This is a genomic window from Shewanella sp. Choline-02u-19 (genome assembly GCF_002836205.1).
In the GTDB taxonomy this organism is placed as follows: Bacteria; Pseudomonadota; Gammaproteobacteria; order Enterobacterales; family Shewanellaceae; genus Shewanella.
In genome coordinates this window covers 1,877,341-1,903,111 of the sequence record NZ_PJBE01000013.1, presented here as the reverse complement: position 1 = coordinate 1,903,111, position 25,771 = coordinate 1,877,341, and the positions used below count along the sequence as shown (strand labels likewise).

28 protein-coding genes are annotated in these 25,771 nt (G+C 45.6%); 27 read left to right on the top strand and 1 reads right to left on the bottom strand.

Features of this window, described 5'->3' with window-relative positions; translation table 11 throughout:
* Positions 1-25: 25 nt before the first annotated feature.
* The 22 genes from CXF83_RS15015 to CXF83_RS14915 all read left to right on the top strand — a co-directional run bounded on the left by CXF83_RS15015 (position 26) and on the right by CXF83_RS14915 (position 20,416).
* Positions 26-526, top strand: a complete 501-nt coding sequence (locus CXF83_RS15015) for a lysozyme (protein WP_101089132.1) — start codon at positions 26-28, stop codon at positions 524-526.
* Complete coding sequence (locus CXF83_RS15010) at positions 504-1,019, top strand: hypothetical protein (RefSeq protein WP_101089133.1); 516 nt, start codon at positions 504-506, stop codon at positions 1,017-1,019. Before CXF83_RS15015 ends, CXF83_RS15010 begins: the two co-directional genes overlap by 23 nt.
* Positions 949-1,131 carry a hypothetical protein gene (locus CXF83_RS23065; RefSeq protein WP_443018840.1) on the top strand — a complete coding sequence of 61 codons (183 nt, stop codon included), beginning with the start codon at positions 949-951 and terminating at the stop codon, positions 1,129-1,131. The genes CXF83_RS15010 and CXF83_RS23065 overlap by 71 nt, the downstream gene beginning before the upstream one ends.
* Positions 1,128-1,373, top strand: a complete 246-nt coding sequence (locus CXF83_RS15005) for a holin (protein WP_101089157.1) — start codon at positions 1,128-1,130, stop codon at positions 1,371-1,373. Before CXF83_RS23065 ends, CXF83_RS15005 begins: the two co-directional genes overlap by 4 nt.
* A gap of 23 nt (positions 1,374-1,396) precedes the next feature.
* Positions 1,397-1,930, top strand: coding sequence for a terminase small subunit (locus CXF83_RS15000; protein ID WP_101089134.1), 534 nt, complete (start codon positions 1,397-1,399; stop codon positions 1,928-1,930).
* Positions 1,905-3,908, top strand: a complete 2,004-nt coding sequence (locus CXF83_RS14995) for a phage terminase large subunit family protein (RefSeq protein WP_101089135.1) — start codon at positions 1,905-1,907, stop codon at positions 3,906-3,908. Before CXF83_RS15000 ends, CXF83_RS14995 begins: the two co-directional genes overlap by 26 nt.
* Positions 3,905-4,108 carry a hypothetical protein gene (locus CXF83_RS14990; RefSeq protein ID WP_101089136.1) on the top strand — a complete coding sequence of 68 codons (204 nt, stop codon included), beginning with the start codon at positions 3,905-3,907 and terminating at the stop codon, positions 4,106-4,108. The genes CXF83_RS14995 and CXF83_RS14990 overlap by 4 nt, the downstream gene beginning before the upstream one ends.
* Before the next feature lie 19 nt (positions 4,109-4,127).
* Entirely contained in the window at positions 4,128-5,693 is a 1,566-nt protein-coding gene (locus CXF83_RS14985; protein ID WP_101089137.1) for a phage portal protein, read from the top strand.
* Positions 5,653-7,674 (top strand): ClpP-like prohead protease/major capsid protein fusion protein, encoded by a 2,022-nt coding sequence (locus CXF83_RS14980; protein WP_101089138.1) that lies wholly within the window; start codon positions 5,653-5,655, stop codon positions 7,672-7,674. The genes CXF83_RS14985 and CXF83_RS14980 overlap by 41 nt, the downstream gene beginning before the upstream one ends.
* A gap of 85 nt (positions 7,675-7,759) precedes the next feature.
* On the top strand, positions 7,760-8,080 hold the full coding sequence (locus CXF83_RS14975) for a DUF2190 family protein (RefSeq protein ID WP_101089139.1): 321 nt from the start codon (positions 7,760-7,762) through the stop codon (positions 8,078-8,080).
* Positions 8,073-8,378 (top strand): hypothetical protein, encoded by a 306-nt coding sequence (locus tag CXF83_RS14970; protein ID WP_101089140.1) that lies wholly within the window; start codon positions 8,073-8,075, stop codon positions 8,376-8,378. The genes CXF83_RS14975 and CXF83_RS14970 overlap by 8 nt, the downstream gene beginning before the upstream one ends.
* A 22-nt stretch (positions 8,379-8,400) precedes the next feature.
* Entirely contained in the window at positions 8,401-8,952 is a 552-nt protein-coding gene (locus CXF83_RS14965; RefSeq protein WP_101089141.1) for a hypothetical protein, read from the top strand.
* Between the two features lie 39 nt (positions 8,953-8,991).
* Complete coding sequence (locus CXF83_RS14960) at positions 8,992-9,426, top strand: hypothetical protein (protein WP_101089142.1); 435 nt, start codon at positions 8,992-8,994, stop codon at positions 9,424-9,426.
* Positions 9,423-10,142, top strand: a complete 720-nt coding sequence (locus tag CXF83_RS14955) for a hypothetical protein (RefSeq protein ID WP_101089143.1) — start codon at positions 9,423-9,425, stop codon at positions 10,140-10,142. The genes CXF83_RS14960 and CXF83_RS14955 overlap by 4 nt, the downstream gene beginning before the upstream one ends.
* Positions 10,143-10,223: 81 nt before the next feature.
* Positions 10,224-13,691 (top strand): tape measure protein, encoded by a 3,468-nt coding sequence (locus tag CXF83_RS14950; RefSeq protein WP_101089144.1) that lies wholly within the window; start codon positions 10,224-10,226, stop codon positions 13,689-13,691.
* Between the two features lie 32 nt (positions 13,692-13,723).
* Positions 13,724-14,095: a hypothetical protein gene (locus CXF83_RS14945; protein WP_232775119.1), complete on the top strand. Its 372-nt coding sequence runs from the start codon at positions 13,724-13,726 to the stop codon at positions 14,093-14,095.
* Between the two features lie 7 nt (positions 14,096-14,102).
* The gene (locus tag CXF83_RS14940) at positions 14,103-16,583 is read left to right on the top strand and encodes a hypothetical protein (protein WP_101089145.1); all 2,481 of its coding nucleotides are present in this window, start codon (positions 14,103-14,105) and stop codon (positions 16,581-16,583) included.
* A 14-nt stretch (positions 16,584-16,597) separates the two neighbouring features.
* Positions 16,598-17,593, top strand: a complete 996-nt coding sequence (locus tag CXF83_RS14935) for a hypothetical protein (RefSeq protein ID WP_101089146.1) — start codon at positions 16,598-16,600, stop codon at positions 17,591-17,593.
* A 4-nt stretch (positions 17,594-17,597) separates the two neighbouring features.
* A complete protein-coding gene (locus CXF83_RS14930; protein ID WP_101089147.1) occupies positions 17,598-17,882 on the top strand; it encodes a hypothetical protein in 285 nt (94 codons plus the stop codon).
* A complete protein-coding gene (locus CXF83_RS14925) occupies positions 17,882-19,735 on the top strand; it encodes a hypothetical protein (protein ID WP_232775118.1) in 1,854 nt (617 codons plus the stop codon). The genes CXF83_RS14930 and CXF83_RS14925 overlap by 1 nt, the downstream gene beginning before the upstream one ends.
* A gap of 7 nt (positions 19,736-19,742) precedes the next feature.
* On the top strand, positions 19,743-19,955 hold the full coding sequence (locus CXF83_RS14920) for a hypothetical protein (protein WP_101089148.1): 213 nt from the start codon (positions 19,743-19,745) through the stop codon (positions 19,953-19,955).
* A 26-nt stretch (positions 19,956-19,981) separates the two neighbouring features.
* A complete protein-coding gene (locus CXF83_RS14915; protein WP_332871123.1) occupies positions 19,982-20,416 on the top strand; it encodes a hypothetical protein in 435 nt (144 codons plus the stop codon).
* 136 nt (positions 20,417-20,552) lie between these two features.
* Here CXF83_RS14915 and CXF83_RS14910 read toward each other — a convergent pair whose 3' ends face one another.
* The gene (locus CXF83_RS14910) at positions 20,553-20,921 is read right to left on the bottom strand and encodes a VOC family protein (protein ID WP_101089150.1); all 369 of its coding nucleotides are present in this window, start codon (positions 20,919-20,921) and stop codon (positions 20,553-20,555) included.
* A 522-nt stretch (positions 20,922-21,443) separates the two neighbouring features.
* Between CXF83_RS14910 and CXF83_RS14905 the strand changes: the two genes are divergently transcribed.
* The 5 genes from CXF83_RS14905 to CXF83_RS14885 all read left to right on the top strand — a co-directional run bounded on the left by CXF83_RS14905 (position 21,444) and on the right by CXF83_RS14885 (position 25,540).
* On the top strand, positions 21,444-21,920 hold the full coding sequence (locus tag CXF83_RS14905) for an Arm DNA-binding domain-containing protein (RefSeq protein ID WP_101089151.1): 477 nt from the start codon (positions 21,444-21,446) through the stop codon (positions 21,918-21,920).
* A 252-nt stretch (positions 21,921-22,172) separates the two neighbouring features.
* Positions 22,173-23,009 carry a phosphate ABC transporter substrate-binding protein gene (locus CXF83_RS14900; protein ID WP_101089152.1) on the top strand — a complete coding sequence of 279 codons (837 nt, stop codon included), beginning with the start codon at positions 22,173-22,175 and terminating at the stop codon, positions 23,007-23,009.
* A 40-nt stretch (positions 23,010-23,049) separates the two neighbouring features.
* Positions 23,050-23,928, top strand: coding sequence for a PstC family ABC transporter permease (locus CXF83_RS14895; RefSeq protein WP_101089153.1), 879 nt, complete (start codon positions 23,050-23,052; stop codon positions 23,926-23,928).
* Positions 23,925-24,821, top strand: coding sequence for a PstA family ABC transporter permease (locus CXF83_RS14890; RefSeq protein WP_101089154.1), 897 nt, complete (start codon positions 23,925-23,927; stop codon positions 24,819-24,821). Before CXF83_RS14895 ends, CXF83_RS14890 begins: the two co-directional genes overlap by 4 nt.
* Positions 24,815-25,540 carry a phosphate ABC transporter ATP-binding protein gene (locus tag CXF83_RS14885; protein WP_101089155.1) on the top strand — a complete coding sequence of 242 codons (726 nt, stop codon included), beginning with the start codon at positions 24,815-24,817 and terminating at the stop codon, positions 25,538-25,540. Before CXF83_RS14890 ends, CXF83_RS14885 begins: the two co-directional genes overlap by 7 nt.
* The last annotated feature ends 231 nt before the right edge of the window (positions 25,541-25,771 follow it).

Sequence of the window (25,771 nt, the reverse complement as noted above, 5' to 3'; positions counted from 1 at the left end):
GGCCAATATTTCAAGTGAGCTCATTATGAATTTATCTCAAAAATTAGCGGGTTTGGGGTTAGCTGCAGCCGTTGCTTTTGGTGGTGCCGCTTTGGTCATTCCCCATGAGGGACAGGTTTTAGAAACCTATGTTGATCCTGTAGGGATCCTCACTAGTTGTTATGGCCATACGGGGCCGGAATTAAAGCCGCGGCAAACTTTTACTGATCAGCAGTGCTTAGAAACCCTAGCTGATGATTTATCTATGTTTGACCGGCAGCTGCTGCGCTTAACATATCCAGTCGAGTTAACTCTCGGTGAACATGCCGCGTATTTAAGTTTTATTTATAACGTTGGCGCAGAGGCATTTAGAACTTCAACATTACGGAAAAAGCTATTAGCCCAGGAACGACTTGGGGCGTGTCATGAGTTACCGCGCTGGGTTTATGCCAAAGGCAAAAAGTTACCTGGATTAATTAAACGTCGAGAGGCAGAGCGAAAGGTTTGTTTAAAGGAGCTTATTGATGTGGCAAAGACTGATCTCTAGTGGTGGCTTGTTTCAACTGTATTTGATTGGGTTTCTTATTCTTGCATTGGTTGGCTTAGGTGCTGCGCTTAAGTTCAGTCAAGCCGAGGTTGCTATTAAAGTCGGGAAAATTGAAACGCTAACTTTAGCGCAAGCCGTTTTGCATAGCGACCTTGATGCTATTGCTAGAAAGGTCGAAGAGATTGAAGCCGAAAAGCTGCGCTTGAGGTTGGAGGCTGAGCAAGTTTCAAAGTTAAACCAACAGAACGCCGAAGCGAAGGTGGCAATCGAAACAGCCTTTCGTCAGCAAAGGCGCTTGTTAGATGAAATTAGGGGATCACCAAATGAAGCCATTAAAATGTGGGCTAATACTCCTATGCCTGTTGATGTTGTGGTCTTGCTCAAGCAAGCCGCCTATTGTGCGCACCCTGATCACCAATCAGATGAAATATGTATTAGCGCCAGCCGAAATGATGAGCGAATGCTTACCGCCCCCTTTCCATTTCCCCCCTGAAAAGGTGTCTAACGATATGCATCTGGAATACAGTTTGCTGCTCCTTAACGTTATCGCTAAGTGCGAGGCTGATTGGGTAAGGCTGCGCCAATGGCGGGAGTCACAACAATGATTAATGATCCGAACACACAAAAAGTGATTTCAACTGCGGCCTATAGTGCCTCTTTCACAACCGCTGCAGGAGGGGCCGTTTCTGTGAATCAGCTAGCGCTATGGATAGGCATATTGTTTGCGGTGTTAACTTTTGTTGTCAACTGGGTTTATCAGGCGGCAAGAAATAAGCGAGATGCAAAGTTACATGAATTAAAGGCAGAGTTGATTCAAGCCAAGTTGGATAAGTTAGAAGAAGCTTAATTTTTTAGGTAAAGAGGTGTGGTATGGCTCAAATAAAAGTGCAAAAAACAGAGCCATTACTTTTAAATAAAACTGACCTGTGTCGTAGTCTTGGTATTAGTACTACCGCTTTTGATAAGTGGGCTGTGCCCGTCCATTGCAAAAAAGGTCGCGAATGTCTTTATACCATGGCTGATGTGGTTGCTAACCGAGTTGGCAACGAACGCAGCAAGCAGAAATCAGTGGGTGAAGATGTTGATCCCGATAAACCAAATCTTGATTATGAGCGATATAGGCTCACCAAAGCTCAAGCTGATGGCCAAGAGCTCAAAAACCAAAAAGAGCGAAAAGAGGTTGTTGAAGCTAATTTTTGTATTTTTGTGTTGAGTCGAATTGCCGCACAAATCGCCCCGGTGTTAGATCAGATCCACATTCGGGTAAAACGTAAGTTTCCCGACATTCCAGAAAAAACAATCGACGCTATCAAGGCCGAGGTGATTAAAAGCCAGAACACAGCCGCGGATCTCGCTGACGGCATTGGAGAATTATTAGATGAGTATCTCGGCAGCCCAGATTAAGAGTCTGCAAGCCGCCGTATCTGCTGGATTGCATTCGTTCTCTCGCCCACCAATGCTGACTTGCTCACAATATGCCGATAGCCATTTTTATATGTCATCTGAATCTTCTTACACAGAGGGGCGATGGGAAAGTTTACCGTTTCAGGTGGGTATTTTAAATGCCATGGGTAATGACCAAATTACCACGCTGAATTTGATGAAATCAGCGCGTGTTGGTTATACCAAAATGCTAATGGCCAATAGTGCCTACAAGGTCGAACATAAGAAGCGCAATGTACTGATTTACCAGCCTACCGATGGTATAGCCAAAAAATTCATGAAAAAGCATGTAGAAACGGCTATTCGTGATATTCCCATCTGGCGAAAGCTTGCCCCATGGATGGGACGAAAGCATAAAGATAACACCTTAGAAGATAAAATTTTTCTCAATGGTAAAACGTTGATGGTGCGTGGCGGTACCGCTGCAGCAAACTATCGTGAACACTCAACTGATGATGTGATTTACGATGAGCTAGCGGGTTTTGATGAGAGCATTGAGCATGAGGGTAATGCTACGTCACTGGGTGATACCCGTATTGAACTATCGATGTTTCCTAAGTCGATACGTGGCTCAACCCCTAAGGTACTCGGCAGCTGCCAAATGGAAAAAGCCTGCAGCGAAAGCCCACACTTCTTTAAGTTTAATCTTCCTTGCCCTCATTGTGATGAATTACAAGAGCTGAAATGGGGCGGGAAAACCGAGCCCTTCGGCATTAAGTGGGTGCATAACGATAAAGGTGAGCCAGTGCCAAGCTCAGCCTATTACCTGTGTGAACATTGCGCGTGCTGCATCGAAAACAACTTGCTCGACGATATGGAGTTAGACCACCGCGCTATGTGGCTGTGTGAAAACACGGGGGTGACGACTAAAGACTTTATCGATTTTTATGATAGCAATGGCAACGATATTACCACCCCAAGCAATATATCGGTCCATATCTGGTCGGCATATAACTCGCTAAACAGCTGGGCCAAACTGGTCACTGAGTTTTACAAAGCCAAAGGCGACCGCGACAAAATGCAAACTTTCGTCAATACCAAGCTGGGTCAGCCTTGGGACGAAGATAATGGTGAACGTCTAGAGTGGGAAGATTTAGCACGCCGCCGCGAGATGTACCCTGAAAACAAGGTCCCTGAATGGGTGGTCTATCTCAGTGCAGGCATTGATACTCAAGACGACCGCTATGAGGGGCGAGTGTGGGGATGGGGACCCGGTAAAGAGTGTTGCCTCATCGATAGATTTATTCTCAACGGTGATCCAGCTAGCCAGATATTGCTCGATAAAGTGGCTGAGCGTTTGCAAAAAAGCTATATCCGCGCTGATGGGGTGCGGCTTGAGCAAGGCATAGTCGCTTGGGACAGTGGTGGTCACTACACCGACACTGTTTATTCTATGAGTAAAAAACTGGGACCAATGCGGGTTATCCCGATTAAGGGCGCCAACGTTTACGGCAAGCCGATCGCTAACTTTCCCAGAAAGCGAAATAACAAAGGTGTCTATCTCACGGAGGTGGGTACCGACAATGCCAAAGAGTTGATTATGTCTATGCTGCGTATCGCCCCCGATCCGCACATTCGCAAGCCTGGTGCAATTCATCTGCCGCTAAACGAAGCCATTTGTGATGATAGTGAACTACAGCAGTTAACCAGTGAACGCAAGATTGCAGTGCGCCGCAATGGCCGCATCGTGTACCGCTGGGATGCAGGTAAACGCCGTAACGAAGCACTCGACTGTTTGGTCTACGCACTGGCTGCACTGTATATCGCCACTGAACGCTTTGGGATTGATTTAGAAAAATTAGCCGCAACCACAACCGCGGCTAATGACAGTGACGACCCGCAAGATGCTCAATCCGAGCCCAATAAACCCCACACAGAATCACGCTCAACGCAAACCAATAGCTGGTTAGGCGATACGGGCACAGGAGGATGGATATGAGTAAAGCGCAAGCCCAAAAAATGGTTGATGCCTACATCGCCGCTGAGTTAGATGTACTCGATGGTAAGACTGTCATCATTAATGGCAAAACCTTTGGCAGTGAAGATCTAGAGCAAATCCGTAAAGGACGCATCGAATGGGAGCGCCGTTTAAGTAGTTACTCTCGCCCTAATGGCGGTTTTAGCTTTGCCCAGTTTTAAGTGTCACTAAGGAATATTCATGAGCTGGTTAAACAATGCAATCGCCAAAGTATCGCCTAACTGGGCGCTAAAACGTGAAGCAGCACTGCAAAGCTTTGAGGCGATAAAAGGCTATGAAGCCGCTAAAAAGAGTCGTACTCACAAGGCGAATAAAGAATCTCGGGGTGCCAATCAAGCCGTCTTTGCTGCAGGTAAAAGTTTACGTGAGCAGGCTCGTTGGTTAGATGAAAATCATGATTTGAGCATAGGTATTCTCGACCGTATGGAAGAGCGAGTAGTGGGCGCTCAAGGCATTGTTGTTGAGCCGCAGCCGCGAGATTTAGAGGGAAACATTCTCGATGACTTTGCCGATGATTTGCAACGTCGTTTTGGGAGCTGGTCGCTAAAGCCTGATGTGACCGGTCGTTATTCACGCCCTGAGCTTGAACGTTTAGTGTTGCGCACCGCACTGCGTGACGGTGAGGTATTTGGTCAACATGTGTTAGGCAAAGTACCAAAGCTTATCCACCCCAATGAGCAGGGAACGCCATATTCTATCGAGGCATTAGAGCCCGACTTTATTCCTTATGAGCTTAACGATGTGGCAAAACGTATTCGCCAAGGCTTAGAGGTCAATGGTTGGGGCCAAGTGGTTAATTATCACGTGCTACTGGATCACCCTGCAGACCAAAAAGGCTTTCGTTATAAAACCAAGCCAGTCGCTAAAGCCAAGATGTTGCACCTGGGTTTATTCAAGCGCCTGCACCAATTACGTGGAGTTAGCTTGTTTCACGGGATCATGACTCGTCTTGCTGACATCAAAGACTATGAGGAGTCTGAACGAGTTGCAGCGCGGATCTCTGCGGCGTTAGCATTTGTGATTAAGCGTGGTGATGCAACCATGTTTAACACATCTGCCGCCGGTACCAGCAACATTCAGTTTGGCCCAGGCATGACAACTGAACTACAACCTGGCGAAGATATCGACACGTTAGAGTCAAACCGTCCCAATGTTCACCTGGTCGATTTTCGTAATGGGCAAATGAAAGCCGCTGCAGCAGGAACGCGAGGCAGTTACTCATCCATAGCACGAGATTATAAAGGCAGCTACTCAAGTCAACGCCAGGAGCTAGTTGAGCAGGACGAATCAAATCGCATTATGCAGCAATGGTTTTGCGCTGGTTGGTCACGCCCTGTTTACCGTAACTGGTTACGCATGGAGTTGCTAAACAGGGTAGACCCCCTTGTGTTGCCTGTAAATCTCGATATCAAGACCCTTTATGATGCCGTTTACTACGGGCCAACCATGCCGTGGATTGACCCACGTAAAGAAGCCGAAGGTTGGGAAATGATGATAGCCGGTAATGCGGCAACGGAGGCTGAGTGGGCACGAGCCCGTGGCCGTAATCCTGCGGAAGTGAAACGCCAGCGTAAGCGTGAGGTGGAGTATAACCGCGAAAACGAAATGGTCACCGCCAACGACCCCGACCCATTACTTGGAGAAAATCAACGTGAAGAAAACTCATCTAGCACGAGTAACGCTCGCAGCAATCAGCAGCGGCGCAATGCTGAGCGCACCGCAAGGGAGCGCAACGATCAGCAATGATTCAGCCCCAGATAAAAGCTGGTATCAAATTAAGGCGCAAAACGGCAATGCCGAGTTGATTATTTATGACGAGATTGGCGGCTGGGGGATCACTGCAAAGCAGTTTGCTCGTGACCTGCAATCGCTCGGTAAAGTGTCATCCATTACCGCTCGCATTCATAGCCCTGGTGGTGATGTGTTTGAGGGGATGGCTATTTACAACATCATCAAAGGCCATCCCGCACAAAAGGTCTGCTATATCGATGGGCTTGCCGCTTCAATGGCTTCAGTCATTGCTATGGCATTTGACGAAGTGGTGATGCCGGAAAACGCCATGATGATGGTACATAAACCTTGGGGCGGTACCTTAGGCGACGCTGATGATATGCGTAAATATGCCGATCTTCTCGACAAAGTTGAAGGTAACTTAGTCGGTGCTTATGCACAGAAAACAGGGCTCAGTGATGATGAGCTACATAGTTTATTAGCCAGTGAAACCTGGCTAACAGGGCGCGAAGCACTGGAAAAAGGCTTTGCCGACACAGTAACCGATCCGCTGCAGATGGCAGCGTCACTAAACTCTAAACGACTTAAGGACTTTACCAATATGCCTGAAGCTCTAAAAAACCTGTTTGCACCACAGGGTAATACTCCTGGTGCTCAAAGCCCTGCAGCAACAGTGCCTGCATCTGCTTCTGCTGCCTTAAATCCACCTTCTCAGGCCGAAATTCAAGCGGCCGCGATTGCGATGAACAAAGAGCGTATCGATGGTATTAATGCAGCGTTCGCTGCATTCCCGCAAATAACAGAACTTAAAAATAGTTGTATTGCTGATGCCAACATTGATGCTGCCAAAGCTAAAGATATGATCTTGGCCAAGCTTGGTGAAACAACTAGCCCAGCTGCGGCGCAGCCACAAAGCGTGATCATTCATGCAGGCAACGGAAATTTAGTGGGTGATTCGATTAGCGCCCACCTAATGGCAAGAGCCGGTCACGAAAAGGTGGAAAAAGATAATGGTTATTCTAGCTATAACCTCAAAGAGTTGGCGCGTGCGTCTTTGATTGACCGTGGTATTGGTATTGCTGGGTTAAATCAGATGCAGATGGTGGGTCTTGCGTTTACTCATAGTTCATCTGATTTTGGCAATATTTTGCTCGACGTGGCCAATAAATCAGTGATGCAAGGCTGGGATCTGGCGCAAGAAACCTTTGAGCGTTTCACTAAAAAAGGCCAGCTTGGTGACTTTAAAGTCTCCAAACGCGTGGGGTTAGAAGAGTTTGGAAGTTTGCGCAAAGTGCGTGAAGGTGCTGAATATAAGTACATCACTCTAGGGGATAAAGGGGCTGATATTGCGCTGGCCACTTATGGTGAAATTTTCTCTATCACTCGTCAGTGCATCATCAATGATGACATGGATATGCTCACTTCAATTCCTATGAAAATGGGAACGGCAGCTAAAGGCACTATTGGCGATCTGGTGTTTGCTATTTTGACGGGGAACCCCCAAATGGCTGACGGTAAAGCGCTGTTCCATGCTGACCACGGCAATCTAGGGGCTGGAGCGCCAACAGTTGAAGCCCTTGGGGTATTAGCTGAGTTAATGGAGAGCCAAACAACAGGTGGTAAGAACCCGCGTGCGCTTAACATTGTGCCTGATTTTGTGCTGTGTCCGCCTAACCTTAAGCGCACCTTGACCCAGATCATCAAGTCTAGCTCCGTTAAAGGTGCCGACGTGAATGCGGGCATTGCTAACCCAATGCAAGACTTTGCCGAAGTTATCTCCGAGGCACGTTTAAAAGCCGCCAGTGACAAAGCCTATTACCTCGCAGCGGGCCAAGGCCGTGACACTATTGAGGTCGCTTACCTAGACGGCATCGATACTCCCTACATTGAACAGCAAGATGGCTTTAGCATCGATGGCGTTGCCACTAAAGTGCGAATCGATGCGGGTGTGGCGCCGTTGGACCATCGTGGTTTGGTTAAGTCAACGGGAGTGTAATCGAAACCTCTATTAACGATAAAAACCGCTCATGAGCTTAGGCTGTAGCGGTTTTATATTTCACTGAACAAATAGGAACCCTGTTATGAAAAATCAAATTTGTGATGGCAATACCATCGACCATACCCCAACGACAGATATCGTCTCGGGTGCAACTGAGTTGATTGGCAAACTGGTCGGAATTGCTTTAGGTAATGTAGCGAAAGATACCGAAGGAACCTTTGTCACTACAGGAGTGTTTGAGTTGCCTAAAGTATCGGCTGATGCGATTGGCAAAGGTGGCCAGGTTTATCTTAAGGCTGATAATACGATTACCACCACAGCATCGGGTAACACGGCGGCAGGTAAAGCATGGGCCGATGCCGAAAATCCATCAGATTCAGTATGGGTAAAAATAAATGCTTAATTTTGCTGATAAAGCAAAAAGTAAGCTAGAACGGGGATGGCGTAAGCTGGCAGCACCTTGTCAGTTCATTCCTGCTACGGGGGAACCGCCTTTTGAAAGGGGGATGAATCTGCTGCCGACGCAAAGTGACATGAGTCGTGAATATCTCATGGAACCGATCCAATTGGTCGAATGGCTAAAAGCTGATGGTGCAGTGAACGTTGATGATGAGTTTGTAATGGTAGGTAAGCGTTATCAGCTAACCAAGCTTTATGAATTTGACCCGCTCACTGTGAGCTTTGTCTATCTTGAATTGTGATTAAACTTGCTCGAGGTGTGAGATGGCACTTTCAACCACAGGGTTTGATGCGGTAACTAAAGAGCTAAAACGCATGCGAGCCGCCCAAGCTCCAGCAATAGAAAATGCGATTAATGATGCTGCTGAGTTTGGTAGTAAGTTGGCTGTTGATGAAATATTTAACCGATATGGTTTTAAGTCTCGTTCTTACATCGAAAGCCTCATCAGTGTCAGTATTCACCCTAAAAACTTAACTGCTGTGATCAGTGCCAGGTATCGACCTAGCACCTTAACCCGCTTTGCTACTCCACATTACCGTGCGGGGAAAGGCGGTACTAAGGTTGTGGCGGGGTATTCGATTAGCGCTTTGCGTAACCAGCCTGTTTGGTTTAAAGGTGCGTTTACGGTGATCGGGCGCAATGGTAACCAGTTGATGTTTTTGCGCAGTAAAGGGGATAACTCATGGCGCAAACTCAATGGCCAAAAATCTAAATATGGTCCCTCTGTTGCGGGAAGTTTTGGTGTGATCCGCGATGTAATTGAGCCCCCTATTATTACGTATTTGCGTGAGCGTTATGGTCGATATGCTAAGTAAGAGCCGGGCACTTAATGCATAACTAAAGAGATAACTCCGATGATAAAAGCTATTTTAGACCGCTTAAAGCGGGTTGACGGTGCCATTGTGCGTGAAGGTTTTTATGTGTACAGCATCGCCAAAGAGTCGCAGTTTATTTTTCTTCAGCCCTACACGGATGCTTTTGGTGGCCGAAATGGCAACGATAAATATAAAGATGATTTGGTGTTGCAAGTGGTAGCGGGGATCAATCTGACTAAGTCAGATACGCCAACCCTAGATTTAACTCACTTAGTACATCGTATCCGCACCGTGTTTTACGTGGGCCAGCGCGATACTAGCAAGCCCGAATGGCTCACATCGGTGCGACCAATCATCAGTTTTATCGAACCCGAACCCTGCAAGTACATCATGCCCGAAGCCAATGAGAAACATGGCTTAGCGGTGATCACACTCTCAATCAGCAATACCGTTAAATTTGGAGAACTACTATGAGTGAAACAGTAACCGAGAGTTACATCGGCTCTGGCATTGTGTATGTCAAAGGTCGCGATGTTGGTAATGCCTCTGGCGTTAAAATCGATATCGAGCAAGAAACCAAGTCTTTACCTAATTACCGAGGTGGCGGTGGTAATGCTGCGGAAATAACTAAGGTAAAGTCGGTCAAGTTGTCTATGACAATAAATGATTTTAGTAACGACAACATGGCATTGGCCTTACGAGGTGTGGTTGATGTTGTGGCCTCTAGCCCGGTTACTGAAGAACTGATTACTGCGGTTCTTGATGGGCTATGCGATACGGCGAAGATGATTGACACTGCAGTTGCTCCAGTAGTGAAAACTGCCGACGATGCGACCACCTATGTTGTGGATGTTGACTATGTTGTTAGTGCTGGCGGTATTCGTCCGCTCAGTAGTGGCGCAATTGTCGCTGGTGCAGCGCTGAAAGTATCTTATACCTCTAAAGCCGGTAATGCTCTGCAAGCGCTGGTTGAGTCTGGTGAAGAGGTCAAGGTGGTGATTGACGGTATTAACGACGCTACAGGTAAACCTTGGACTCTCAAGTTCTACAAGTGGAAGCCTAGTCCAACATCAGGCCTAGATCTCATTGGTGATGACTTTGGTTCATTCGATATTGAAGGTGGTGTATTGGCCGATACATCGATTGTCGCTGCCAGTAAGTCTAAGTTTTTTGTTCGTAGCGCAGCCTAGCCAATAAGCCTGAAACTTAAAGCCGTTACTACTTGATTGTGGTCGCGGCTTTTTTATTGAGCCTGTTATTGGAGTGTTTAGATGAGTTTTAAAGATCAAGTCGTCAACCTGATCATCAAGGGTAAAGACCTTTTTTCGTCTGAGGCGAAAAAGTCAGAAAAGGCGTTAGCCGATTTAGCCAGGCAGAGTGAAACTTTAAATGACCGCTTGCATGAGCTTGAAGATCTGCAAGGCTCAATTGGCGCAGTCGATAAGCTAACCGGCTCTATAATCAAAGGCAAGGCTGCTTACACAGATAATAGTGTGGCGCTCGATAAGCTCGTCAAAGAGCAAAAACAAGCGATAGCTGCAATTAAACAGCTTGATAATGCCCATAAAGAAGCATCAGCCCAAACGGATCAAACCGAACAAGAATACAAGCAAGCGAAAGTACAGCTCGCGCAATATGAGCAGCAATTGATATCGGCTAAAGCCAATGTTGACAAGCTGACGTCAGAGCAGAAAAAAGGCAGTCAGGCGAGTAAAGAACAAGCTGCCGCATTAAGCAAAGCCAGCGCTGATTTAAAACAACTAGAACAGGCACAAGCATCAACAGAGCAAAGCGCTAAAGCATTGTCAATCGCGCTTGATAGTCAGCGCCGTGAGTTATTAGAAATCGGGGTTGCCTCCGACGAAGCCGGTCGCAAAAAAGCGGAATACACCTTAAAAGTAAAAAATGCCCGTAGTGAGTTAAATAAGCTCGCGACAAGCCTTGGTAAAAGCAAAACCGAACTCGAGCAGCAAACTACTAAGCTCACCAAAGCCGGTTACTCGATGGATAAGCTGGCCGACGCCAGTAAAGACTTAAAGCAGCAACAAGCAGCAGCCCAAACAGCCATATCAAGCGTAAATAAACAACTCTCACGCCATGACAAATTATTAACTCAATCGAAAAAATCAGCCAATGACTTTAGTGGCAGCATTAAATCAGCCACTGGTTCATTGTTTGCTATGGCTGGGGCTTATATTGGTGTTGATCGCCTATGGGAAAGCCTTAAAGGTATTTTGACTGCAGGTGATAACGCCCAAGCATTTAGCGTTCAAATGACCGCTATGATGGGTTCGATTGCCAGTGGTGAGCAAGCAGTGGCTTGGATTAAAGACTTTGCTAATAATACCGGGACCAAGCTGGAAAGTGTACAAAATGCTTTTTCAGCGTTAAAGACGTTTGGCATTGATCCAATGAACGGCTCACTGCAATCGATGGTTGATTACAATGCGCGGTTAGGCGGCAGCCAAGAAAAACTTGAGGGGATCATTCTTGCTGTAGGTCAAGCCTGGGCTAAGCAAAAATTGCAGGGTGAAGAAATACTGCAGTTGGTTGAACGTGGCGTTCCTGTATGGGATTTACTTGAAAAAGTCACCGGTAAAAACGTTACACAACTTCAAAAATTGAGTGCAAGTGGTCAGCTTGGCCGAGAGACAATAAAAGCGCTGTTTGATGAAATGGGCAAACAGGCCAATGGCCAAGCGTCGAAAAGCCTCGATAGGCTAGCGGGGCAAATTAATCTTATCTCAAATAAGTTTGAAGAATTTAAGCGGATCATTGCTGACTCTGGTGTGTACCAGGTAGCGGTTGATTTTCTCCAAGACTTAAATGCTCAGTTTGATCAGCTCAATCAAGACGGCAAGATAAAAGCCGCAGCAGAAGATATAAGCCAATTCTTTTCATCGATGATCCGCGACTCGGGCTCAAGCATAAAGGCGGTACTTGAGAATATCACTGCGTTTACCACAGCACTTAATACTATTTCAGGTGGCATTCGACTGTTCTGGAACGGTTTAAGCGCTGGGGTTTCTACTTTGGCCGCTTCTGTGACGTTACAGCTCGCTAAGATGATGGAGGGTTTTGCCAAGCTTTATGAGTTTATTGGTGCCGATCAATTGGCTGCGAGTGCACGAGACGCAGCTGCAGCACTCAATGCGATTGGTGATGCTTATGTTGCCCAAGTTGAGCAAGACGGCAAGGATGTTCGCGCCGCATGGCTGCAAATCACTGGTGAAGTTGAACGGGCTGCGACCAAGGCTTATAACACTATTTCGACCACGGCAAAAAAGTCATCAGATGATCAGGTAAAGGCCGGTGATAAGGTTGCTGAATCGCAAGACAAGCAGATCGAGAAGATCAAAAAACTTGAGCTTGTGATGGCGAAAGCGGGGATCACCACCGTTAAAACATTAAATGAGCAAGCCGTCGCGGCCAAGAAAACCTATGAAAAAATTAAGCAAGGCGCCAAAGACGGGGCAGCCTCAACTTACGAATTAAACCAGGCTTTTTTAAAGTATGCAGCTGCAGCAGTTGAAGCCGCAGCTGCGAGTGATACCCAAGTCGATGCTAGCATTCGCCAGCAAGCCGCTGCGCTGGGTTTAAGTGGTGATCTTGAAAAAATAATTGATAGCTATAAACGGCTTAAAAATGTGCAGAATGACTTAGGGAAAGATAGTCAGGATGTGCAGGAGCAAGTGGATAAAAGTGCAACAGGTATTGGGACTAGCATTGAAAATACGGCGGGGTGGATCACTAAAAGTGCCGAGCAAGCTGGGGTAGGTTTACAAAGTGTCGCCGCACATTTCACGGCCTTAGCGACAGAAATCCAAAGCAGTGTCGCTAAGCTGAGTGATAATGCGGTTGCTTACTTCGACAGTATTGTGAACAAAACCACATTGCTCATTGATAACTCGTCTGAGCTCGATAAAGTCACCAATGAGTATGACCGTTTGAATGGGGTTATTGGAGACCTTAATATCGCTATCGCTGGCACGATTGATTTTGTCGGTCTACGAACATGGGCACTTGAAACAGAGCGCGCAGGTAAAATTGCTGAGAGGGCTTATTACGGCCAAAAAATTGAACTGCTAAAACTGACCGAAGCACTTGATGGTGCTAAAGATGGTCAAGCTGATCTGATTGATAAAGCCGAGCGCTCAGCCAAAAGCCTCGAGCTTTTGAATGACCAAGATTTATCTAAATTAACAGGAGCTATTGACCGCGCAAAGTCCCGCTTAGATTCGATGCGCCAAAGTGCTGATGACACTCTGTCGTCATTGCGCGACGAGCTTGATGGCTTGCAAGGCGATGAACTATCAATTCAGCAGCGCGAATATGAGCGCAAACTCAAGAGTATTAGAGAGCAGTTAAAAGCCGCACAAACTAGCGGTGATAAAGATTTGTTAGCCCGGTTGCAGGAGTCTGAACGCTTGCTTAAAAGTATTCATGATCTGCGTGTTAAAGATATTAAAGCTGAAACGGCTAAATCAGTCGCGGATAAAGAAAAAAGCAATACACCGCAGATCCCTACAGAAAGCAAACTGCCAAAAACTCCCCCGAAGCCAGTCAAAACTATCGAACCGTCACAATTGGACTTTTCCCAAATTAAGCCGGCAGTGAGTAGTGATGTGGTGACGTTTAGAATGCAAGTCGGGCCGATGGTCATCGATGCGGTAACACAAAGAGGGCTGCTTGCTCAGCTTATGAATGAAATAGAACGTCAGCAGCGGCTTGGTGCATAGCCTTACATCTTTGAGTTAAATAAGAGGTTTCCATGCAAGTGATTGACACAATACAACCTAAATTACAGCAGCTTATGTGGCTTAATCGAAACACTCAAAAAAAGGTATTGGCTAACTCAAAACGGGCTAGCAATGGCGCGTTAATTATTAATCAAGTGATTATCCCTTCTGGTTACTCGGTGGTATTGGGCACAAAGGCCAGTGGCCTCGATCGCGCTGATTATCAATTGCTGCAACAGCATAACGCCAATGTGTTGACTGAATTTACGTTGAAACTTGATGGCGAAGTGATGCAAGTCATTTGGGATAACACTGGGAATGCGGTGAGCGGCGAGGATTTGTTTGATCAAGTTGGCGGTTATGACCTGGTCACAAACGTGGTATTACGATTTCTAACAGTGTGAGCAAACTATGACTATTACCCGCGATAATTTAAAAGTATTTAAGCCTGAATTATTAGGTTCAAGTGATGAGGCTGGGGGCTTACGCACTAAAAATGCGATTGAATCAGGTAAGTTAAATGAGCTATTTACTGCCATATCAGATATTGACCATGCGCAATCAGCTATCGATATCGTTAAATGCTATCCCGCACTGAACACGCAAGATACCGCGACGTTGCTCGACGCTCATGTTTTTGTGAGTGAGCCACCCACTGATCCATTAGTGTCATTAATGCTGGTTGAATCAAAGACATTAAACGATAGCGACAGAATGACAGATATGAAAGAGGTCATTGAGTCTGGGGTGACTAAAGGGCAATTAATCCGTGATGGTGGCCCGGGTTTTTTGTTTAATCAAAATTCATTCTCGGCTGATTATTTACAGTCGAGTACTCAGTTTAATGGTCGAGAATATTGGAAAACGACCAGATTAAGTCCTGGTAGCGTTATCGCGATCAGTGTTGAGTACCCAGATAATGAAGTCGGTGAGTGGCCGCGAAAAACCCATTTTTGTAAAGTGGTATCGGCATCATCAAGTAGTGCGAGTTTCTCTGGTGCGGTACGTTTTGAGCCTGCTATTCCATTTGTAACGCCCGAGCCTAATCTGAGTATTAACGGCCAGAATCGCTGTACTAAGCTGCGTTTTGTTAACTCAGCCAGCCCGCTTTTGTTTCATGGCGTCGCCAAATTGACCGCCGCCGCATCTGGCAGCACTATTGCTGTCACCAAAACGAAAGAGTCACTATTACCCGCAATCATTACCGAGGTGCCGAAAAACGGTAACACCATTACAGGCGGTAGTGATGAAGACGGCGATCCAACGGTGAGCAAGGTGTTTGATAAAATATTGACTCAGCCAAGTATTGAGGGCGATTACAGTTACCTATTTACCACCCCCGATGTATTGGATGATCCTGATAATTTACTCGCTATTTCATTGCAGCCGACCGCGAGCTTTAGAGGTTCGCACTATGTGCAAGCGATAACGCCTGGTGCGGGGAATATGACAGTAACACTGACCTCTAATGCACAAACCTATATTACCGCTAATGTCACACTGCGTTATAAGTCATCTTATCGTTATGCCATTTATAGAAGTAGCGCAGCATTCCCGAGTGATAAGCAATTAACCGTCGGCACGGTTAAGGGCTCTGTGGTGTTCGATGATAGCAATTATCCAAGCCAAGAGATCTACGAACGGGAAGGGGAAACCACAGGCAAGTTATATGATGGTGTTGAGCTATTAGCCACCGTTGATTATTTGACCGGGGGGATCACCTTGCACAATGTTAGCCGTGGCACTTTTACATTAACTTATGCCGGGTTAATTGAGTCAAGTAGTGCCGTCGCTGCGGGTGATACCACCGTATCGTTTGTGCTCTCGGCAACACAGCCGAGGCTAGATAGTTTTTATCTGCAGGTGGAGCGCATATCTGATCGGAGTGTTATTAGTGCCAGCGCCGACAGTAGCGGTGTTGTTACGGGGACAGGTGTTAGCGGCACTATGGTCAATGGATTAGTTGAACTGACATTTACCCATGCTGTTGATTTAACCACACTGCGTTATGACATTACCGAGCAATATCGACAGCTACCTCCAGCCGAAATCTATGGATTAAATCCGTTGCGTATTCCGAATGAGGGCGTGGTTGATATTTTCAGGCAGTGGGGAACCGTAGCGCTGCAGCACAGCCAATATCAACCAGTTCTCACTCCTACTGTAGGGCAAGTTAAAAACATCAGAGTTGGTGCGCGTTTTGCTGATATCACCGATGCTAACGGCGCAAGCCTTTGGACACTCACTGATGAACATTTCAGCCTAGATAAAGCTGCTGGCACAGTGACGTTAAACAGTGATTTTCCAGGTTTCACCGCGCCATTTGTGCTTAGCGATACTATTGGTGAGTTAGCGCTAGTGTCAGTGGTTAGCGATGCTGAATTAGTGCTATCAAGCAAACTTACCCAAGAGTACCCAATCAATTCAACGGTTGCTAGCGTGCAAATTTTAGGTGATTTACACGCACGAGTAGGCCCTGTGCGCGACATGACCGCTTGGTCAAACAATTGGGAAATAGACGGCAGCACTGCAACAGGCAATTTAAATACCGTAGACTTTCCGATCGAAGTCAGTAATGACACGGCCGTCAACGAAGCTTGGGTATTGCTTTTCACCTCTGCCACTGCTTTTAGATGTATAGGGCAACGTATAGGCCAAATAGCCATAGGCGATACCCTAAACGACTTTTCACCGATTAATCCCCTCACTAATAGCCCATTTTTTATTATCAGAGCTGGCGCGTTCGGCGGCGGTTGGAATGCGGGCGAAGCCGTCAGATTTGAGACAATAGCCTCTGCTAAACCAGTGATGGCGATAAGAACGGTACAGGCAGGTCATAGCCAAGTCACCACCGATAAAGCAGTACTTTCGTTCCGTGGAAATGAATCATAACAAGGGTAATTAAAATGGCAGATGCAGTGACGGTATTTTCAAGCGCTGACGATGGTGCACCACAAATTATTGACCGTAAACCAAGTGAGGTGTTAGCGGTATTACAAGCTTGTTTGGTTGATGGGTACGGTAGTAAAGCGCCGCTTGGCTGGACTAAGGAGTTTGAGGACGTAGGGGCTGTAGAGGCGGTATTTAGAAACTCTCCGGCTGATGGTGGTAGCGGTGGGTATTTTAAATTTCAGCTGGGTAGTACCGATACATCACATACTTTATGTTCGATTACACCTGCAATGTCAATGACCGATATAGACACTTTTATTTTACCGGGATACCGTACATTTATAGCAGCCTCAAGTACCCATTGGACAAACTGGATGGTTCTAGGTACAAAACATGCCTTTTACTTAATACTGGGTGATGCTAATAATCTAACCCTTGGTGCTCGTAGAGTCGCGTTAGAAAACCAAATGTTTGTTGGTGATTTCATAGCGAACATACCCAATGACCAAGCTAAGTTTATAGCGATTGGTACATGCATAGCTAAGGGCGCAAATGTAAACACCATTAATTATAATGTTTGTTTTGCATCTTGGTGGAGAAACAGAATCAATCGCCCGGTTACAGCTGGTCTTAAGACATACGGAGTTGATGGTGACGCTACCCCTGTTGATGGTGGTATATACACCCCCGACGGCGCTTGGAATGAATACGACCGTGCTCAGGCTGCTCATACTCAACAAGGTATTTACGTCAAAACATATGTTGGTGTTTTTAATGTATCACCCGGTGCTAATAATAAAGACCTTAACGGTGATTTTAACACTAACAGTCGGGTGTACCCTGCACTTAGAGGAAGTCTCCCCGGACTGTTGACGGAGGTTTACAGCAGCGTTGATAACTATTCGGCGGATACTTATCCAGCTTATAGGGATGTCAACGGTCAAGCTCATTTATTGCTTAGACAACCTAACGTTAGCTTCGACATTCGTTTAAATACAGTAGAGTGGTAACGATATGGTGCTGTTATATGAGGTATACCCTACAGACTTAATTGAAGAATCTAGAGCTAAGTTAGAGTTGGATATAGATCCACTTTCTGAACGGCATTTAATTATGGATAGGCAATCTGGAGCGAGGCTATACCTTGGTAAGAATGACATAAACATGCATTATTTCGCTAAAAAGTACGCTCTTGCAAATCAATTAATCGTGCTCATTTTAGATGATAACGGTGAATATAATGCAGCCGTTGCCGATGGTGTTAAGTGCGAACTGGTTAATTTGGTGGCTACCCCATAATGATCACACTTAAACTAGCCACGCCTTGGTTAAAAGCTGAGAGTCCGTTAATTTTAAGTTTCGACAAGCACCCTAACCGAGTAATACTGCGATTATTAGAGCCGTGGGTTCATTTTAGCTCACCTATTAAACTTAGGTTTGAGGATGAAGTTGAACCTAAACCGTCAATTCGCGATGGTAGCTTAGGGAACGATTTAGTGGTGGTTTGGGTAGAACCACTAAAGGCTGAAGTACAGGTAATGTTCGTTGGCCATAGTGATAGATTTGAAAATCAATTTCAACTTGTTTGGTTGGCTGATATTGCAACAGAAAACCAAAGTACAGCAGTATGGCAAATAGGGCCATTGCATAATGCTGACCTTTATTTGCCGCTGCAGCTTGGTATCCAGCAAGAGCAAAGTAACCGCCTTGCTTGGGTTTCACCAGCTCTGCATCATCAATCAACCTCAGTTAATTGGTTAAGCCGGCAAGCAACAGAAAGTTACTTGCAAGTGCCTTGGTTATTAACGGGTACTTACCAGCATGACACTGCGATAACGTCCCATAGTAACGATGCGGTTGCGGTCGTGATTGATGTTGGGTATTCATCATTAGGTAGCGATATTAGTCATCACGTCTCTGTCGCTTGGGGGCCACATAAAGCCGCTTGGATCTGCTCGACAGATTATCGCCCGCCACCGGTGGGATTAATCACCATGCGTTTTGGTAGATCCGCTATCAATGCTATGCATCCTATTACCTTGAGATTTACGGCCTCAGAGAAACACTGTTATTTCGATAATGGCGGTGGCCCCATAGATACTAATCCACCGTTACCAAACCTTGATTTTAAAGTCCCTATCGAACCTCAGATTAGACGAGCGTATTTAATGCAACCCACTTTAACTTGTACTCGAGTCAGTGACTCTCTATCCATTGTGTTAGACAGTGTTAGCTTTAGTGATAGCCGCAATCAGTATGCTCAATCAGTGGACCTGCAATTTAGCAGTGCTATCGATGCTAGCCGCGCAGAGAATGAATTACTGTTAATTGATATTAATGGCTATGAGTTTTTTGCCCTAGCCGAGCAACCATCAAGCAGTTCAAGCTTTGGAACCGCCAGTTATAGCAGCGCAGGTCGTAGCCGTTCAGCTTTGTTATCAATCCCATGGCGAGCACCTATAAGCTATACAAATGATGTTTCACGCTCATTTGCTGGCTTGTTAGGTGATCTACTTACTAATTCAGGATGGTCTATTGAGCTGGTTGGGGTTACTGATTTTACGGTACCTGCAGGTGCATACTCTATCATGAGGAAATCACCTATCGATGCCGTAAACGAGGCTTGTTCTCAAATTGGTTGCATGATTGTAGCCGATGAGTTTTCTAGCAAGTTAAAGGTTGTACCACGTTGGCCCACGTCGCCGTGGTTAATGAGTGAAGCTATTGCAGATGTGAATATTCACGACTCAGTGATCTTGAGTTATAGCAGTAAAAAACAGATTAACCAGGCATGTAACGCCGCATGGGTTCGTGGTGAGCAGCAAGGCGTGAGCGCAAAGGTGAAACGAGCGGGTACCGCTGGTGATATTCCTACTGCAGATATAAGTGCTCAACTAATTGTTGATAATCAAGCGGCGAGGCTTGCGGGTACCAACGCGATAGCAGCCAGTGGTAATAAAGAGCTGATTACAGTGTCATTACCTATAATGGCCGACTTACCCCCTTTGAAAAAGGGCATGTTGATTGGGGTTACGTATGAAGGCGAAGTATTCAAAGCAACATGCGATAGCGTGAGTATTAGCGCTAACATGGATCAAAGCAGCGGCTTAGATATAACTCAAAGCGTGAACTTAATTAGGCATTTAGAGTAGGGGATTTATGTTTAAGCAATTACAACAAGCGCTATCGATACCGCGCATGATCATGAAAGTACAGAGTGATAACGGCAATGGCACAGTAAAGCTAATCAGTGCTTCAGGCTTATCGATAACCGCGCTTGGCAGTGGATCAGCCGGTGCGAAAGTTTACGTGCAAGATGGTCGAATATTGGGAACAGCAGCAGATTTGCCACATACAGAGATAGAAGTATAAACTAGGTTAAAGTCATGGAGGATTTTATGAAAGCGTTACTACTAATTTCGACGTTGTTAATGGCATTACCCGCACAGAGTGAGGTGTATCGATGTGCTGGCAATGTCTATCAAGCAGATCCGTGTAATGAGTCGAGTAAGCCAATGGATTTAAGCAATGTTGGTAGCGTAGTGGCTAGTGACAGTGCTTTTAAACAAGCTGACATCAGTAGTTACATTCGTAATCGAGAAATTGAGCGTGAAATTACTAAGCATGAGAATAGGCGAAAGAAGGTGCTTACCACCCGTGATAACCGCATGACCAATTTGAAAAATAGAGGCCGCCACGCTAACAATAATTTAGCCGGTGCAACTTGGCAGCAAAGTTTAGCTCAAGAAATGAACGCTATTACTCAGCAAGCGGATACCGAAGTATCAACAATTGATCGCCAAATAACACAGTTAAGATCTGAGATAAAGTGAGTTTTGTAGGAGTTGGATTACAATAAATCTTGTCGTTGTAACGCGTTTTTGGATAAAGACGAGTTAGATAAGAAGCTCTAACTCGTTCGATTGATATTAGATAAAGTCTTTTTAAACCTCAAACACTTTTTCTCCATTACTCCGGTTGATGACACACTGCTTCAATATTATGTCCATCAGGATCTATAACAAAAGCTCCGTAATAATTTGGATGATAACGTTCCCTTATTCCTGGTGCACCATTATCCTTCCCACCACAAGCCAAAGCAGCCTCATAAAATTGCTCTACCTCTTTTCGGCTGCCAGCAACAAAGGCAACGTGCATAGGTGACGGTGACAGATTACCTTTTCCAAGCCAAAATTCTGGCTTTCCATTCATTCCAAAGCCACTTGCTCCCTCGACTTCAACAATTCTTTCAATTCCCAAAGGAGCCAAAGTCTTGCAATAAAATTCATTGCTCACAATAAAGTCTGATACTGAAAATCCAATATGATCAATTATCATAGTAATACTCTCTGAAATTCTGATACCTAACGCCCCGCGGAATAGCGAACAATGCAATACCGAGGGCGCTGTATATAAAAACAGTATCACGCAGGGTATCTATATGTAAAGCCAGTATTAAATACCAAGAATATATTAAGGGACGAGCAACGTCATGATTCGATCTGAGTGATTGTTTAATCGCATTTTAGGGCAGAAGTTTGACTAATCAGGGTATCCGCTAGGAGTTAAATTAAAAATACAAGTGTGCATCACGGCGTGCATTACGAGGTGTTTTATAAGGTTTAATTTGTTATTATTCAGAGGCTTAGTGGTGGTTGCTCATAATCGTGCCAAAATAAAGTAGGCTGTTTCTTAGTGTTATTCATAGTTCGCTTATGTATCAAAAATACAGATATTTTCTTTATATATCAGTATTTAAGAGTGAATTAGGTTCGCTTGTATTCAACCTTGAAATACAGTGTTAAAATCAAATTGTGCATCACAATTGTTAACAATGTGCATCACGCGAAGGTTGATAAAATGGCATTATCTGATAGTAAATTAAGGAATATAAAAGCACCTTACCACGGCCCCATTGAGATTGCTGATCGTGATGGTGTCAGTGTACGAATTACCAATAATGCTGTCATTACCTTTTATTATCGCTTTCGTTGGCAAGCTAAGCAACAGCGGATCAAGATTGGTCGCTATCCGGATCTCAAACTTGCCGGGGCTCGTGCAACCGCGCTGGAGTATAGACAGCTGTTAGTTGATAATTTGGACCCTCGTTGCCACGGCGTTAATAGAGGTGCTGCGCGGCTGCTTGGGGATATCTGCAACGACTTTATGAAAGCATACGCTTACCCGCAGTTATCGCCGACGACAGTTGTTTTGTATGAAAGCTTTATCTCTAAGTACATAACGCCTAATTTCAATATCGATGTTGAACGGTACCGTTATACGGAATGGATTAAGTTGCTCGATGGTGTAAGAGAAGAAACGACAGCTGCATTTTAAAATAAGCCTTGCTGATAAACGCCGTCTCTAATTGATTTTGACGAGCTTACCTGACTTTTTGTTATCAATCTGTCGTTAATTAATGGGCGTATTTGTCCCAATATCTAGTTTAATCTGAAAAGTTGCCGATATAGGTGGCAAAAAGCAGATAAACCGCTTGCTCCTAAGGCATTAATAGCAATAATTGCCCACCTTACCGAATGAACTTCTATCACTGCAAATTCAGCATCCATTTAACTGCTTGGAATTATTATGATGTTTAAAACCTACTCTGTTCGCTTAATGGCGATTGTTACCTTGCTCATATCGAGCCCACTTATTGCCGATGAACTCTCTTCCTTTGATGAAATGAGTGGCCAGCTGAATATTGCTGGTGGTACAGCCCATATCCCGGTGATGAAAAAGGCTGCACGTGAGATCATGGGCTATAACCCTGATATTCGTATCACCATCGCTGGTGGCGGATCGGGTGTTGGCGTACAACAAGTTGCGAACGGGCTGGTGGATATCGGTAATGCTGGGCGTGCATTAAAAAATAAGGAGATGAATCTAGGACTGAATTCATTTCCCTTCGCTATTGATGGTGTCGCCGTTATCATTCATCCGGATAACTCGGTCGATAATCTTAGCCAGCAGCAGATCATCGCAATTTATAAGGGAGAAATTACCAACTGGCTGGAGGTCGGTGGACAAGACCGACAGATACATCTGTTTAGCCGCGATGAAGCGAGTGGTACCCGTTCAGTGTTCACTAAGAAGCTGTTAAAAGGCGCACCACTTGCAGGTAATGCTAATATAGTGCCATCAAATGGCGCGATGAAAACTGCAGTATCACAAGACATCGGTGCTATCGGTTACAGTAGCGTGGGCTATATCGATGCGATGGTAAAAGCGCCTACTTATAATCATATTAAGCCGAGTCAAAAGGCTTGTGCTTCAGGGGAATACCCTGTGGTGCGTCGTTTATATATGAATACCAAAGGAGCACCTAACGCTTTGACTCAGGCGTTCATCGATTACATCTATAGTCAGCAAGGTGCAAAGTATATTCAGGCATCGGGTTATATAGCGCTTGATGTAAAGCCATAAACATACTCTCAGGCCCGCCCCTGAGGTTTGTTGACTGACGATGCAAAGCCACAACCATACACTAAAGCAAAACAGCTTGATGCAAGGCTTACTGATGACCCTAGTGGTCACCAGCGGCCTGCTGCTGTTTTCTGTTTTTTGTTTCTTAATTTGGTTTTCTCTTCCGGTTTTCTTGACTGAAACCAGTCCTGTTTTTAGTCTGCAATGGCAACCGGAGCAGGGACATTTTGGCATCCTTGCCATGGTCTTCGGTACCTTGTCTCTGGCCCTTATTTCGACATCTGTCGCCTTTGTGATTGCCATGGGGATCAATAGCTTTTGCCTGTTATCACGTTGGCGTTGGCTGGTTGTTATCTTGAAGGCTTTGCTTAAGTTTATGGCGGCAATACCTACTGTGGTTTATGGGTTAGCGGCACTTTTCCTACTTTTACCCCTTCTGCGTAACGGTCTTCAGCTAGGCTCTGGCTACAGCTTGTTTGCCGCTATCTGTATGTTGGTATTGCTTATTTTGCCTGTGATCTGTGTGATGTTAGATAACATTACCACGCCATTATGGCAGCAATATGCACTGGGTGCGCATGCACTGGGATTAACCCCTGAGCAGACTTATATGCACGTTATCTTGCCCCATTGCAAAGTCAATTTATGTGGGGCAGCGTTACTCGGGTTCAACCGGTCAATCGGGGATACGATGCTCCCTTTGATGTTGGCAGGAAATGCCACCCAATTGCCTTCTGGGATCTTTGATGCTATTCGCAGCTTAACCGCGCATATTGCCTTGGTGATCGCCACAGATCAGGGGAGTGAGGTTTATAACTCGCTGTTTGCTGCTGGAATACTCTTGTTAATGTGTAGTGCATGTATCTGTCTATTATCACGTTTTCTGGTGGGGCGAAATAATTTGGTGCGACTAGCATGAGACGCGCGATTGGCTTTTGGGGCTATCTCTGTACCTTCTTTTTAATGAGTATCATGCTGCTATTAATCGGTTTCATCTTGCTGAAAGGGGCGCCGACTTTAAGTCTGCAACTTTTCTTCGGAGAGTCGGAACCTCTTGCCGCCATGATGGGGTTGCAGCCTGTATGGGAAGGGATTTGGCCTGCCTGTGTAGGCACGCTTACCGTTGTTTTGTGTGCGGTCTCTTTGGCTTCTGTGCCCGGAATTGCCAGTGGTATTTGGCTCGCGAGCTCGCCTGATAAGCCAGCCCAGAAAGTGTTTAGTATGGCCGTCGATATTCTGGCCGGGATCCCATCTATCTTAATGGGGCTGTTTGGTTTTAGCCTGATTTTACTTCTTCGGGCGAGTTTCTTCCCCCACGCCAATGCCAGTCTTTTACTTGCAGCGCTGTGTTTAGCTCTGCTCATTTTACCTTATATCGCCTGTGCGACTCAAAATGCACTGAGTAGCTTGCCAAAACAATTGTCGGTCACGGGGGCGGCTTTAGGCATGACCCAGTGGCAAATCACGTATCGTCTGGTATTACCACAAGCCAGTCCTGGGATAACGAGTGGACTCATGTTGGCGATTGGCCGGGCGGCTGAAGATACTGCCGTGATCATGTTGACGGGGGCCGTTGCCAATGCGGGATTACCCGGCGGGTTACTGCAGCGATTTGAAGCTTTACCATTCACGATCTTTTATTACAGTGCTCAGTATCAATCACAACAAGAGCTCAATATGGCATTTGGTGCGGCGTTAGTCTTGCTCACTCTTACGAGTATTATTTTTGTTTTACTTGCCGCGATTGTCAGGCGGGGCAATCGAAATATATTGGGATCTGCACAGAGCATTAAAAAGGAACCTATATGTTAGATGTTACCGGAGTTCCCCAAGATGATGTCGTCGGTCACCTTGATGGCGTTTGTATTCGATTTAGCAATAAAACGATCCTCAAGGATGTGAGCTTACGGTTATATAAGGGACAATTACACATGCTGAGCGGCCCATCAGGTTGTGGAAAAACAACCCTTTTACGGGCATTGAATCGGCTCAATGATTGCTTCGACGATCATGAAATGAGTGGCAGTATTGGTCTGACATTGTCTGGGAGAGAAGTCGATGTCACTCAACTGGCTCATAAGCATCTGCCTCTGTTACGTCGTAAAGTCGGCATGGTATTTCAAATTCCTAACCTTTTACCAGGTAGCATCATCGACAACCTACTTCTGCCACTGAAGGTGGTCGCGGAGTTAAATCCAACCCAGGCGTTAGCCCGCAGCCAACAGGTGTTAGTGCAGGTGAGATTATGGGATGAAATCAAGGATAGGCTAAATCATGACGCCTCTTCGTTATCTGGTGGGCAGCAGCAACGCTTATGTCTAGCCCGAACATTAGCGCTTGAGCCTGAAATACTGCTGTTAGATGAACCTACCGCTTCTCTCGATCCTGAAAATACAGCGGTGATTGAGCAGTTATTACAATCATTGAAACAGCAATATACCATGGTGATGGTGTCACACTGCCCCGTCCAGACCAAACGACTGGCGGATAAAACCGTTAAGCTGGATCGGCAGCAGATCATCAGTAGCTAGGACCCGCTATGTCTCAGGTTATACCAATTAGTATAAGAAAGTGATCGACTCAGCGTGTTTTTTTGCCACTAATTCAAGGCGAATGGATGATGGAAAAGAACTAATAGGCAAAACTAATAGGCCACCCATCATAGTGGGCTAAGTTTTTGAGCCTTGCCTATACTTAATTTATTCAATTCTGGATGTTTGAGGAGGCAGGCAAAACTAATAGGCCACCCATCATAGTGGGCT